Below are 12,709 nucleotides of genomic sequence, written 5' to 3' on the forward strand. Positions count from 1 at the left end.
GTGCCACGCCATGCGTGGCAGCAGCCGTCCTCACCCTTATCCGCCGACGCAGCCAGCCCACCCTGGCGCTACCGCGTGCCTTGGTGGGATCGCGCGGCAATCAGCCCCGCACGATCGCCAGCACGTCGTCCAGCAATGCGGCGGCGGTGACTTCCGCGCCGGCGCCCGGCCCCTGGATCAACAGCGGCTGGGCGTGATACCGATCGCTATGAATCGCCACCCGGTTGTCAGTCTGTGCACCGCCGGCCAGCGGATGGTCACGCGGGAGCACACGCAGCCCCACCGACGCACCCTCGTGATCGAAGCCGCCGACGAAACGCAGGCAACCGCCCTGCTCGCTGGCCTGCCGCCAATACTGCTGCAGCGGGGCATCCAGCAGTGACAGCTGGGCCAACGCATCGGCCGGCGGCAACACCGCCAGCGCGTCGGGCACCAGTGAGGCGACCTGCACCTGCTCGGCACGCAATGCGATGCCGCTGGCGCGCGCCAGGATCAGCAGTTTGCGACGGACATCTTCACCGGACAGATCCACACGCGGGTCCGGCTCGGTGTACCCGGCGCCCGCTGCCTCACGCACCCACGCAGAAAACGGACGCTGGCCATCGTAGTGATGGAACAGCCATGCCAGCGAACCGGACAGCACGCCCTCCACGCGATGGATGCGGTCGCCACCGGCAACCAGCGCGCGCAGGCTGCTCAGCAGCGGCAGGCCAGCCCCCACCGTCGCACTGTCGCCGTAGCGCGCGTCGCCCTGCTGCCCGCTGTCGGCGATGGCCTGGGCACGTGCGAGCTGCGCACCCTGGCCGAGCTTGTTGGCGGTCACCACGTGCACGCCACGCGCCAACCACTGCTCGTGCCAGTTGGCGACCTCGTCACTGGCCGTCGCATCGACCACCACGTCACCGCGCTGCAGGCCCTCGGCTTCCGCCCAGGGCTGCAGTGTCACCGCACCGCGTGCGGCCAGGTTGGCCTGGGCAAGTTCGTGCGCGGGGGCCTGTTCGCAGGTGCGCGCCGTGCGTGAATTGGCCAGCCAGGAAAACGACGGCAGCGTGACGCCACGGTGCTGCAACGAGGCATACCGTTCCACGAAAGCGGTGCCGACCGTGCCGGTGCCGAGCAGCGCCAGTTTCCGGTTGGCAACCAGCGGTAGATTCAGCACCGCGCTCATGCATCCACCTGTTTACGGCGCTGCACGTCGCGGTGCTGATCGATCACGACCTGGGCGCGTTCCAGCCCGGCCTGCAGATCGGCCACCAGATCCTCCGGCGATTCAATGCCGACCGACAGGCGCAGCAGCCCTTCGCTGATGCCGGCATGCGCGCGCGCTTCCGGAGTCATCGCTGCATGGGTCATGGTGGCCGGGTGCGCGACCAGGCTCTCGACGCCGCCCAGCGATTCGGCCAGGGTGAAACAGCGCAGGCCATCGACGAAGGCGCGCACCGCCGCGTGCGGATCATCGCCCGGGCACGAGGCCAGTTCGAAGGACAGCATCGCACCGAAGCCGCTCTGCTGGCGCGCCGCGATGGCATGGCCGGGATGATCGGCCAGGCCGGGGTAGTACACGCTGGCCACCGCATCGCTGGCGGTGAGCAGATCGACCACGGCCACCGTGTTTTCCTGGTGCGCGCGCAGCCGTGCACCGAGCGTGCGCAGGCCACGCAGGGTCAGGAACGCATCGAACGGCGAGCCGGTCAGGCCCAGTGCGTTGGCCCACCACACCAGCTGCTCGTGCACCGCCGGATCGCGCGCGACCACCGCGCCGCCGACCACATCGCTGTGCCCGTTGATGTACTTGGTGGTGGAGTGCAGCACCAGGTCGGCACCGAAGCTGATCGGCTGCTGCAGCGCCGGCGACAGGAAGGTATTGTCGACGACGACCTTGGCACCGGCCTTGTGCGCGGCGTCGATCACGAAGCGCAGATCGGTGATGCGCAGCAGCGGGTTGGACGGGGTTTCGATCAGCACCAGCGTCGGCGACTGCGCCAGTGCATCGGCCAGCGAGCGCGGATCGGTCAGGTCGGCGGTGATCAGGCCGAAGTGCCCCTTCTTCGCCAGCGCATTGAACAGGCGCCAGCTGCCGCCGTACGCATCATGCGGCACCACCAGGGTATCGCCGGGCTGCAGCAGCGCATTGAGCACCAGGTTGATCGCGCCCATGCCGGTGGACGTGATCACGCCACCGGCGCCCCCCTCCAGTTCGGCCAGCGCTTCACCCAGCAGATCACGGGTGGGGTTGCCGCTGCGCGTGTAGTCGTACTGGCGCTTGTTGCCGAAGCCATCGAAGCTGAAGTTCGAGGACAGCACGATCGGCGGGGTCACCGCGCCATGGGCGGTGTCACGGTCGATGCCGGCACGCACGGCGGCGGTGACGCGGCTACAGGACGGCTCGGTACCAGCGGAACGGCTCATGCGGTTTCTCCGGGGGATCGAAAAGCGGTGGCGAGGATCGCGTCGATGCGATCGGTTTCTTTCAGGAAGGCGTCGTGGCCATACGGGGAGCGCAGCACGCGCAGGCTGCCGCGCGGGCCCAGCCCTTCCACCAGACCGACGCAGTCGGCCAGCGGGACCAGGCGATCGCCTTCCACGGCGACCACGACGGTCGGGACCTGGATGGCGGTCGGGTCGATGCGGTGCAGGTCGATCGATTCGGACAGGCGCAGGTAGGCATCGACCGGCGTGCGGGCCACGTACTGCGCACCGGCGGCATCCAGGTAGTCCTCGGCGGCAACGCGCACGCGGCCATTGACCACTTCCGGTGCGGCATCGAAGCGTTCACCGAACTCTTCCGGCGTGCGGTAGCTGAGCATGGCGAACTGGCGCGCCAGCGACAGCCCGTGGCTTTCGGCGCACTGCAACTGGCCAAGCGCGACCGCGCGACGCTGCAGCGCGCGCCAGGCGGCGGCATACGGATGCGGGCGGTGCGCGCCGCTCACCGCGATCAGCTTCTGCAGGCGCTGGCGGTGGCGGAGCGCGAACTGCTGGCCAACCAGCGCACCGTAGGAGTAACCGACGAAGCACTGCAGGCGGGCGATGCCAAGATGATCGAGCAGCAGGGCCAGCGCGTCGGCCTGGTCGGCAGTATCGATCGGCAGGTCCAGCGCGCCGTCGGCACCAATGAAATCGAACGCCAGGATCCGCAGCGAGGCCGGATCCAGCGCGCGGCCCGGGGCCACCAGGCCTTCGGCCCAGCCCTTTTCCGGAAATTCGGCATTGGCCGCCACGTGGCGGTGGGCGGAGATGCCACCGGCCAGCACCACCACCGGCGCGTCGGCGCGGCCCACGATTTCGTAGCGCAGCCGCACCGGCCGCGGTCCACCGTGACGCATCGACAGCACCGCCGCGATATCGCCGCGCACGGCGTTCAGCCCGGCGTCGACGGGGACGCTGAGCGGGGCGAAAGTTTCGGTGGCGGCAGGGGCGGCGGTGGCGAAGCTCATGGCGGTATCCAAAGGAGGAAAGCGGCCATCGAGCTTTCGCGGAGCTCGCGTTCGAAGCGCACGCACGGTGCACGGTTCGAACCATCTTTCGGAAGACACCAACGGTCTCCGCAGGATTTGGCACCTACGCAGGTCGCTTTCGCGTCTGCGGGCTGCCCCGGCTTCAAAGGGCCTGTCCCTCTGCCGGTCTCGATGGTGCAGCCACGATGCCAGCGCTTTTGGCTGATGTCAATCCCTTCATCGGCATGAAGAGATATATATTCCAGATCATCATCAGTCACGCATACTCCATCTTCCCTGCTTACCGGCGAATGCCTTGCGCTGCCTGCGTCTGCCCGCACTGACCGTGTTGATCCTGGCGGCGCTGAACGCCTGGGCCGGCCCGGGCGCAAACTGGCGGGACGGCTGGCGGATCGACCGGCCGACGCCCGCCACCGCCGTCCAACCGGCCGGCCAGGCAGGTGCGCCGGCCTTGGCGGTGCTGACCCTGGAGGGGGAAGGCGACCGTTGGCAGGCACGCGTCGACAACCGCCTGGCGGGGCCGGTCCAGGTCGCACTGGCATCCTCACCCGGTGCCCCCGCCCTGCCCGGGCTCCCCGTGCAGACCGTGGTGGCCGCTTCGGCCAGCGTCGTGGTGGTCCACGTCCAGCCGCCGGCCGGCACGACGACGATCCGGCTGGCGCTGACCGCCGTTCCCGGCGATCCCACCGCCCGCCCGCAGGACGTGGCCTACCAACTGCCGTTTGACGCCGCCCGCATCCAGGTCAGCCAGGCGCCGCAGGGTCGTTTCAGCCACGGCGACGCGGAAAACCGCGACGCCATCGACTTCGCGCTGCCCGAGGGCACGGCCGTGCTCGCGGCGCGGGCGGGAACCGTCATGCAGGTCCAGACTGATTTCCAGGGCAATGGCCAGGACCGCGACCACGATCTGGGCCGGGCCAACCTGGTGCGGGTGCTGCACGAGGACGGCAGCATGGCCGTGTACGCCCACCTGCAGCACAACGGCGCGCTGGTCCGCCAGGGCGAGCAGGTCCAGGCCGGGCAGCGCATCGGCCTGTCGGGCAATACCGGCTACAGCGCCGCGCCGCATCTGCATTTCGCAGTCCAGGTCAATGCAGGGATGCGGCTGCGCTCGATTCCGGCCCGGATTGTCAGCCCGCAGGGCGAGCTGCGCTTCGCCCGCGCCGCCGATGAGACCGGGGCGTCCGCCCTTCACTGACCCCGGTCATGCCCGCCCCCGCTATACTGGGCGGCTCATCTCCATGAAAAGCGCCCCGGGCGGGCGCGTCACGCCATGTCCGAAGTCGCTACCGAAGCTGCGCGCCGCCGCACCTTCGCCATCATTTCCCATCCTGACGCCGGCAAGACCACGCTGACCGAAAAGCTGCTGCTGTTCGGCGGTGCGATCCAGATGGCCGGTTCGGTCAAGGGACGCAAGGCCGCGCGCCATGCGACCTCCGACTGGATGGCGCTGGAAAAAGAGCGCGGCATCTCGGTGACCTCCTCGGTGATGCAGTTCCCGTACGAAGGCAAGATCGTCAACCTGCTTGATACCCCCGGCCACGCCGACTTCGGCGAGGACACCTACCGCGTGCTCACCGCGGTGGACTCGGCGCTGATGGTGATCGACGTGGCCAAGGGCGTGGAAGAGCGCACCATCAAGCTGATGGAAGTCTGCCGGCTGCGCGACACGCCGATCATGACCTTCATCAACAAGCTCGACCGCGAGGGCAAGGAGCCGATCGATCTGCTGGATGAAGTGGAAAGCGTGCTGGGCATCCAGTGCGCACCCGTGACCTGGCCGATCGGCATGGGCCAGCGCCTGAAGGGCGTGGTCCACCTGATCAGCGGCGAAGTGCACCTGTATGAGCAGGGCCGCAACTTCACCCGCCAGGATTCGACCATCTTCCCCTCGATCGATTCGCCTGGGCTGGCCGAGAAGATCGGTGAGCGCATGCTGGCCGATCTGCGCGACGAGCTGGAGCTGGTGCAGGGCGCCAGCCATCCCTTCGACGTGGAGGCCTACCTGGCCGGCAAGCAGACGCCGGTGTTCTTCGGTTCGGGCGTGAACAACTTCGGCGTGCAGCCGCTGCTGGACTTCTTCGTCGAGCACGCGCCCTCGCCGCAGCCGCGCGCCACCACCGGCCGGGTGATCGCGCCGGAGGAAAACAAGCTGACCGGTTTCGTGTTCAAGATCCAGGCGAACATGGACCCGCAGCACCGCGACCGCGTCGCGTTCATGCGGGTGTGCTCGGGCCGTTTCGTGGCCGGCATGAAGACCTTCCATGTGCGCACCGGCAAGGAAATGAAGCTGGCCAATGCGCTGACCTTCATGGCCAGCGACCGCGAGATCGCCGCCGAGGCGTGGCCGGGCGATGTGATCGGCATCCACAACCACGGCACGATCTCCATCGGTGACACCTTCACCGAAGGCGAAGCGGTCAGCTTCACGGGCATCCCGAACTTCGCGCCGGAACTGTTCCGCCGCGCACGCCTGCGCGATCCGCTCAAGCTCAAGCAGCTGCAGAAGGGCCTGGCGCAGCTGTCCGAAGAGGGTGCCACCCAGTTCTTCCGCCCGCTGATGAGCAACGACCTGATCCTGGGCGCGGTGGGTGTGCTGCAGTTCGATGTGGCGGCATACCGCCTGAAGGATGAGTACGGCGTGGAAGCGACCTTCGAGCCGGTCAGCGTGACCACGGCGCGCTGGGTCACCTGCAACAACGAAAAGAAGCTGGAAGAGTTCCGCGAGAAGAACGCGGGCAACCTCAGCATCGACGCCGCCGGGCAGCTGGTGTACCTGGCACCGACCCGGGTCAATCTGCAGCTGGCCCAGGAACGTGCGCCGGACGTGCGCTTCGCGGCGACGCGCGAAGCGGCGCACAGCGTCTCGGTCGGCTGATCGCGCGACCGCGCTGCCGGCTGAACAGGCGCGCGTGCATGCGCGCGCCATCGCGGCGATGATAGGGGGGAGCGGGCTCCCCCTCCCCGCATCTCCCATCATCGCCATGACCTCTGTCGTTTCCGTTCGAGAAGAAATCGCCAGCGCCCTGACCCACGGGCTTGGCGCCGTCGCTGCACTGGCCGGTAGTGCGGTGCTGATCACCCTGGCCGCCATCTATGGCGACGGTTGGCAGTTGGCCAGCGCGATCGTGTTCGGGGTGGCACTGCTGCTGTTGTACACGGCCTCGACGCTCTACCACGCGATCCAGCATCCGATCGCGAAGGGCCGGCTGAAGGTGTTCGATCACTGTGCGATCTACCTGCTGATCGCCGGCACCTATACGCCGTTCACGCTGATCGGCCTGCGCGGCCCCTGGGGCTGGGGGATGTTCACTGCGATCTGGGCGCTGGCGCTGTTCGGGGTGGTCTTCAAGTTGTTCTATACGGGCCGGTTCAAGCTGCTCTCGACGATCATCTATATCGCGATGGGCTGGATGGTGATGGTGGCGATCAAGCCGATGTGGAACTCGTTGGATGCGTGGACGCTGGGGTGGCTGTTGGCCGGCGGCGTGTTCTATACGCTGGGGACGGTGTTCTATCACCGGGAGTCGGTGCCGTATTCGCATGCGATCTGGCATCTGTTCGTGATCGGCGGGAGTGTGTGCCACTTCGTTGCGGTGACGGCGCAGATTCTTTGAGTGTTGTTTTCCTGCAGTAAGAGCATCGGCAACGACACCAGCAACAGCAACAGCAACAGCGGCAGAAGCAGCGAAAGCGAAAGCAGCCAAGGCTTCAGGCATGCGCCAGGCTGGGGCGGCACGGGTGGGTTGGCGCGCACGGAAAGGTCAACGGCATGGCTGTCTGATCCAGTACTGTCCGCGCCATGCGCCGGGTGGTTGAAGGCAATCCTCCAGCCACCCTGACACTACGCTTACCAATGCTTCGCGCTGCCTGCACGATGCAAGGGCAACCATGGGGATGTGAATACTGTCCCCTCCCCTGCTCCGTCCGATGCCGCTTCCCGTTCCCGCTGGCACTGGCGCCGTCCTGGCAAGCGGGGGCAGCGGTGGCTGGCGATTCTCGTGTTTCTGTTCGCGGCACTGTTGATCCTGATCGCGTTGTGGGACTGGAACTGGTTCAAGGGGCCGGTCGAACGGGCGGTGCAGGCCAAGACCGGGCGGGAGTTCCATATCAATGGGAATCTGGATGTCGATCTGGGCCGGGTGACGACCGTGCGAGGCGATGGGCTGACGTTCGCGAATGCGACCTGGGCCAAGCAGCCGCAGATGGCGACGGCGGATCGGGCAGAGATCGATCTGCGGGTGTGGCCCTTGCTGCGCGGGCAGGTGCGGATTCCGGAGATCCGCTTGACGCGGCCGGATCTGCTGCTGGAAACCGCGCCGGGGAAGAATCAGCCGGGCAACTGGGATTTCCTGGGCCCGAGCGACGGTGACCCGCCGGTGCTGCAACGGTTGCTGATCGAAGATGGGCGCCTGCAGTTCAAGGACACGGCCGGCAGGACGGATGTGCTGGTTTCGCTCAACAGCGGCAAGCCGCGGGACAAGGACAGTGGCCCACCATTGCTGGTGAAGGGCAAGGGACGCTGGCAGGGCAATCCATTCTCGCTCAATGGCAATACCGAGTCGCCGCTGGAGCTGACCAATACGGGGCATCCTTTCCGCATCCATCTGGATGGGCGCGCGGGGAACACGCATGCGATCGCCAGCGGCACGCTCACCAATCCCTTCCAGCTGCGGGTATTCGATCTGGAGCTGATGCTGAGCGGTCAGGACATGGAGGATCTGTTCCCGCTGATCGGCGTGGCGATGCCGTCCACGCCGCCGTACAAGCTCAAGGGCCGCTTGAAGCGCAACAACGCGGTCTGGCGCTATGAGTCGTTCACCGGCACCGCCGGCGACAGTGACCTGGGCGGGACCGCGCAGATCGATGTCAGTGGCGAGCGCCCATTCCTGACCGCGGATCTGGTCTCCAAGCGGCTGGACTTCGACGATCTGGCCGGCTTCATCGGGGCACCGCCGAAGACCGGTGCCGGAGAGTCGGCCAATGCCGAGCAGAAGGCCAAGGCGGCCGCGCTGGCGGCCAGTGCCAAGGTGTTGCCGGACACGCCGTACAACCTGTCCAAACTGCGTGCGATGGACGCCGACGTGCGCTGGAAGGCGCAGCGCATCAATTCGCCGACGCTGCCGCTGGATGACATGGATGCCCACCTCAAGCTCAATGACGGGCTGCTGCGCCTGGAGCCGTTGAACTTCGGCGTGGCCGGCGGCGACATCCGCAGTACGATCCGCATGGATGCGCGCAAGCAGGCGATCTCCACGCAGTTGCAGGCCACCATCCGCAAGGTGCAGCTGGGCAAGCTGTTCCCTGATGCGAAGCTGGCCGAACAGGCCTCCGGCGGCATCAGTGGCGACGTCAAACTGACCGGCCAGGGCAACTCCGTCGCGGCGATGCTGGGCAGCTCTGATGGCACCGTGGCGGTCGGGATCGGCCGCGGCCATGTCGGCAATCTGATCATGGAACTGGCCGGCCTGGATGTCGCCGAATCACTGAAGTTCCTGTTCACCGGCGACAAGCAGATTCCGCTGCGCTGCGCGTGGGGCGACTTCGGTGTCGACAACGGCGTGATGCAGTCGCGCTCGCTGGCCTTCGATACCACCGATACGTTGATCGTCGGCGAAGGCAAGGTCGATCTGAAACAGGAGCAGCTGGACCTGCTGCTGCGCCCGCGCCCGAAGGACATGAGCATTCTGGCGCTGCGCTCGCCGCTGCGCATCGGCGGCACCTTCAAGGATCCCTCGTTCCGCCCGGACTTCAAGGCGCTGGGCATCCGTGGGGCGATCGCGCTGGCGCTGGGCAGCATCGCTCCGCCTGCCGCGCTGCTGGCCACCATCGAGACCGGCCCGGGCGAGGACAGCAACTGCGGCGGCCGTTACGCCAAGTAAGCGCGGGGCCATCCGGGCAGGGACCGACGCTGCGTCGGCCTGCCCCGCCGCGCGCGGCCACGCTCAACCGGCAACGATGTACTGCTGCAGTTGATCCAGTTTCTGCGCCTGCTCGTCGATGACCGCCTTGACCAGATCACCGATCGAGATCACCCCGAGCACACCCGTGCCATCAACCACCGGAAGGTGGCGGATGCGGTAATCGGTCACCAGCTGCAGGCAGTGCTCGACCTGCTCGCCAGGGGCGACGGTCACCACTTTGGGGGTCATGATCTCGCGGACTTCGGTCGTCCGGGACGAGCGTTCGTGCAGCACGATCTTCCGTGCGTAGTCGCGCTCTGAAAGGATGCCGACCAGTTGCCGGCCCTCCATCACCAGCACCGCGCCGATGCCCTTCTGGGCCATCAACCGGATGGCGTCGATCACCGCCGAGCTCGGGGTGACGGCGAATACCTCAGGGGACTTGCCTTCCAACAGCTGCCGTACCGTGGTCATCTCGCTGCTCTCCACCGATGGGATGCACGGCCGAGTCTGCCACGAACGGGGCCTGCCAGGTGTCAATCAGGTACAGCGGGCGCTGCTTGGATTCCTCGTATAGCCGGCCCAGGTACTCACCAATCAGGCCCAGGGCGATCAGCTGTATGCCGCCCAGGAACAGGATCACCGCCATCATGGTCGGCCAGCCCGCAACGCGGTCGCCGTACAGCGCTGCCTTGGACACCACCACCAGCGCGAACACGAACGCGAACGTCGCTGCGGCCAGGCCCAGATAGGTGGTCACCCGCAGCGGCGCGGTGGAGAATCCGGTGATCCCTTCCAGGGCGAAATTCCATAGCCGCCAGAAGCCGAATTTGCTCTCACCCACCAGCCGCGCATGCCGATGGTAGGGCAAGGCCTTGCGGCGGAAACCCACCCAGCCGAACAGTCCTTTCATGAACCGGTGGCGCTCACGCAGCTGGCCCAGTGCCTGAACCGCGCGCGGCGACAGCAGCCGGAAATCACCGGTGTCGGCCGGGATCGGCGTTTTGGACAGCCGCCCGATCACCCGATAGAACGCCTTGGCGGTGGAGCGCTTGAGCCAGCTCTCGCCATCGCGCGCCAGGCGCGTGCCATAGACATTGTCATAGCCCTGCTGCCACAGCGCGACGAACTCGGGAATCAGTTCCGGCGGATCCTGGCCATCGGCGTCGAGGATCATCACCGCGCCGTCGTCGACGAAATCCAGCCCCGCCGTGAGCGCGGCCTCTTTGCCGAAGTTGCGCGACAACCGCAGTACGCCGACGCACGAATCCTCGGCGGCCAATGCCTGCATGACGGCCCAGGTGGTGTCCGTGCTGCCGTCATCCACATACAGCACGCGGCCGTCGATGCCCTCCAGCCCAGCCAGCACTGCGCGCAGGCGCGGGTGCAGCATCGGCAGGGCGAGCGCTTCGTTGTGGGCGGCGACGACGACGGTCAGGCGAGGGCTGGTCATGCGGCGATTGTAGCGTCAGCCAATCACATGCATGAATGCTCACTCCTCGCCGAGGTACGCCCCTCCCCCGAGCTGACGGGCCTGCCGCTGGATCCAGGCGGCGCGGCGCTGCACGTACGGGCCGGGCTTGGCTGCGCTGTAACGGCGGGGCGGGGGCCCCGCCGCGAGCCGCGCACTTTCGGCCGGGCTCAGCCGGGACGCGTCCTTGTTCCAATACTGCTGCGACGCGGCCTGCGCGCCATAGATGCCATCGCCGAACTCGGCGATGTTGGCGTACATCTCCAGGATGCGCGACTTCGGCCACAGCGCTTCGATCAGTACCGTGTACCAGACCTCCAGCCCCTTGCGGATCCAGCTGCGGCCCTGCCACAGGAACAGATTCTTGGCGACCTGCTGGCTGATCGTGCTGGCCCCGCGCAGCCGCCCGCCGCGCGCGTTGTGGTCACGCGCCTTTTCGATGGCCTGCAGGTCGAAACCATTGTGCTCCGGGAAACGCTGATCCTCGGCAGCCACCAGCGAAATCGGCAGGCTTGGCGCCATCTGGTCCAGATCGCGCCAGTGGTAATGCAACCGATAGCTCCAGTCACCCTCCCCCAGCGCCTCGCCGTAGCGCCACAGCATCACGCTGGAAACCGGCGGGTCGATGAAACGCAGGACCAGCACCTGCAGCACACTGAACCCGACGAACAGCACTGGCAGCCACAGCAGGCGGCGCCAGCGCCAGCGGCGCCGCGGTGACGGTTCCAGATCCGGTTCGACCTTGAGGTTGCTGCGCTCTGCCCCCATTACTGGTGCATCCTTTACTTGCACGGTTGTCGGCGCATTATCCGGCAACCGGCACTCCTTTCGCGCAGCCACCGAACCGATGACCGCCCAATCCGACTCCCTTGTCCGTTTCCTGCTCCCCGATGCCGGCGTCCGCGGCGTGCATGTGCACCTCGATGACACCTGGCGGGAGATCCTCTCGCATGCGGTCTACCCGCCGGGCGCCGCCGAGCTGCTCGGCGAGGCCAGCGTGGCCTCGGCGCTGTTCACCGGCCACACCAAGGTCGATGGCCGCCTGTCGATCCAGCTGCGCAGCAACACTGCGATGCGCACCCTGTTCGCCGAGTGCACCGCGGCCGGCACCCTGCGCGGCATCGTCCAGCTGGCCGAGGGCGGTGGCGATGCCCCGCGTGATCTGACCGCGCTGGGTGAGGATGCGCTGCTGGCGATCACCATCGAAAACCCCGGCCTGGATCCGCGCGAACCGCAGCGCTACCAAAGCTTGGTCGGCTTGACCGCGGCCGGCCTTGACGAAGCCTTCGAAGACTATTTCCGCCAGTCCGAGCAGTTGCCGACCCGTCTGCTGCTGGCCGCCGATGGCACCCGCGCCGCCGGCCTGCTGCTGCAGAAGCTGCCCGGCGATGAAGGCGACCAGGACGGCTGGTCGCGGGCCAGCGCACTGTTCGAGACCCTGGGCAAGCAGGAACTGCTCGAGGTGCCCGGCCACGATCTGCTGCACCGCCTCTTCCATGAAGAGACGCCGGAACTGCTGGGCGACAAGGCCCTGCGCTTTGCGTGCTCCTGCTCGCGTGAGCGGGTGGCAGGCATGCTGCAGTCCATTGGCGAAGAGGAGGCCCGCGCCGCCGCCGAGCCCACTGGCGCGGTGGAAGTGCGTTGCGAATTCTGCGGGCAGGAGTATCACTTCCCGTTGACGGAATTCGACATACTGTTCCGTGAGATGGATGTATCCTCGCCGGCACCTGAACGGCTTCAGTAAACTTGGCAAGCGTTTTGTTCTGGGGAGAACCAAGACTTGTTAAGAAATCATAAACGCCCTAGGATCAATGTCCCGCTTCGGCGGGAACTTGTGTTCACTGCGCTTGTCTGAGAGTTCCCATGCATCCCCTTCT

Annotated in this window: 11 protein-coding genes and 1 riboswitch; of the genes, 5 read left to right on the top strand and 6 right to left on the bottom strand. The window is 66.9% G+C overall.

The window, feature by feature from the left end:
* Positions 1-100: 100 nt before the first annotated feature.
* Genes OC373_RS04785 through OC373_RS04795 form a run of 3 tightly spaced genes read right to left on the bottom strand, consistent with a single transcriptional unit; the run spans position 101 to position 3,437 of the window.
* Positions 101-1,168, bottom strand: a complete 1,068-nt coding sequence (locus OC373_RS04785) for a homoserine dehydrogenase (RefSeq protein ID WP_070425723.1) — start codon at positions 1,166-1,168, stop codon at positions 101-103.
* Positions 1,165-2,409: an O-succinylhomoserine (thiol)-lyase gene (locus OC373_RS04790; RefSeq protein ID WP_070425724.1), complete on the bottom strand. Its 1,245-nt coding sequence runs from the start codon at positions 2,407-2,409 to the stop codon at positions 1,165-1,167. Before OC373_RS04790 ends, OC373_RS04785 begins: the two co-directional genes overlap by 4 nt.
* Entirely contained in the window at positions 2,406-3,437 is a 1,032-nt protein-coding gene (locus OC373_RS04795; protein WP_070425725.1) for a homoserine O-succinyltransferase, read from the bottom strand. Before OC373_RS04795 ends, OC373_RS04790 begins: the two co-directional genes overlap by 4 nt.
* A 78-nt stretch (positions 3,438-3,515) precedes the next feature.
* A riboswitch (SAM riboswitch) is annotated at positions 3,516-3,636 on the bottom strand.
* Between the two features lie 117 nt (positions 3,637-3,753).
* Between OC373_RS04795 and OC373_RS04800 the strand changes: the two genes are divergently transcribed.
* The 4 genes from OC373_RS04800 (at position 3,754) to OC373_RS04815 (ending at position 9,340) form a co-directional block, all read left to right on the top strand.
* Positions 3,754-4,656: a M23 family metallopeptidase gene (locus OC373_RS04800; RefSeq protein WP_083279788.1), complete on the top strand. Its 903-nt coding sequence runs from the start codon at positions 3,754-3,756 to the stop codon at positions 4,654-4,656.
* 75 nt (positions 4,657-4,731) lie between these two features.
* Entirely contained in the window at positions 4,732-6,336 is a 1,605-nt protein-coding gene (locus OC373_RS04805) for a peptide chain release factor 3 (RefSeq protein WP_070425727.1), read from the top strand.
* A 100-nt stretch (positions 6,337-6,436) separates the two neighbouring features.
* Positions 6,437-7,075, top strand: coding sequence for a hemolysin III family protein (locus OC373_RS04810; protein WP_026070085.1), 639 nt, complete (start codon positions 6,437-6,439; stop codon positions 7,073-7,075).
* A 282-nt stretch (positions 7,076-7,357) separates the two neighbouring features.
* Positions 7,358-9,340 (top strand): AsmA family protein, encoded by a 1,983-nt coding sequence (locus tag OC373_RS04815; RefSeq protein WP_070425728.1) that lies wholly within the window; start codon positions 7,358-7,360, stop codon positions 9,338-9,340.
* Positions 9,341-9,403: 63 nt separating this feature from the next.
* Here OC373_RS04815 and OC373_RS04820 read toward each other — a convergent pair whose 3' ends face one another.
* The 3 genes from OC373_RS04820 to mtgA are packed head-to-tail and all read right to left on the bottom strand — an operon-like array spanning position 9,404 to position 11,600.
* A complete protein-coding gene (locus OC373_RS04820) occupies positions 9,404-9,835 on the bottom strand; it encodes a CBS domain-containing protein (protein WP_019185106.1) in 432 nt (143 codons plus the stop codon).
* Entirely contained in the window at positions 9,795-10,814 is a 1,020-nt protein-coding gene (locus OC373_RS04825; protein ID WP_070425729.1) for a glycosyltransferase family 2 protein, read from the bottom strand. The genes OC373_RS04820 and OC373_RS04825 overlap by 41 nt, the downstream gene beginning before the upstream one ends.
* A 39-nt stretch (positions 10,815-10,853) precedes the next feature.
* Complete coding sequence (gene mtgA, locus OC373_RS04830; RefSeq protein ID WP_261997168.1) at positions 10,854-11,600, bottom strand: monofunctional biosynthetic peptidoglycan transglycosylase; 747 nt, start codon at positions 11,598-11,600, stop codon at positions 10,854-10,856.
* A gap of 79 nt (positions 11,601-11,679) precedes the next feature.
* Between mtgA and OC373_RS04835 the strand changes: the two genes are divergently transcribed.
* Positions 11,680-12,576, top strand: coding sequence for an Hsp33 family molecular chaperone HslO (locus OC373_RS04835; RefSeq protein ID WP_070425730.1), 897 nt, complete (start codon positions 11,680-11,682; stop codon positions 12,574-12,576).
* The last annotated feature ends 133 nt before the right edge of the window (positions 12,577-12,709 follow it).

Source organism: Stenotrophomonas sp. Ste96, assembly GCF_024519495.1.
GTDB lineage: Bacteria > Pseudomonadota > Gammaproteobacteria > Xanthomonadales > Xanthomonadaceae > Stenotrophomonas > Stenotrophomonas bentonitica_A.

Coding starts and splice junctions, on each gene's coding strand:
- OC373_RS04790 (WP_070425724.1), bottom strand. CDS start 2,409: ATGAGCCGTTCCGCTGGTACCGAGCCGTCCTGTAGCCGCGTCACCGCC.
- OC373_RS04795 (WP_070425725.1), bottom strand. CDS start 3,437: ATGAGCTTCGCCACCGCCGCCCCTGCCGCCACCGAAACTTTCGCCCCG.
- OC373_RS04825 (WP_070425729.1), bottom strand. CDS start 10,814: ATGACCAGCCCTCGCCTGACCGTCGTCGTCGCCGCCCACAACGAAGCG.
- OC373_RS04835 (WP_070425730.1), top strand. CDS start 11,680: ATGACCGCCCAATCCGACTCCCTTGTCCGTTTCCTGCTCCCCGATGCC.
- OC373_RS04805 (WP_070425727.1), top strand. CDS start 4,732: ATGTCCGAAGTCGCTACCGAAGCTGCGCGCCGCCGCACCTTCGCCATC.
- OC373_RS04785 (WP_070425723.1), bottom strand. CDS start 1,168: ATGAGCGCGGTGCTGAATCTACCGCTGGTTGCCAACCGGAAACTGGCG.
- mtgA (WP_261997168.1), bottom strand. CDS start 11,600: ATGGGGGCAGAGCGCAGCAACCTCAAGGTCGAACCGGATCTGGAACCG.
- OC373_RS04820 (WP_019185106.1), bottom strand. CDS start 9,835: ATGACCACGGTACGGCAGCTGTTGGAAGGCAAGTCCCCTGAGGTATTC.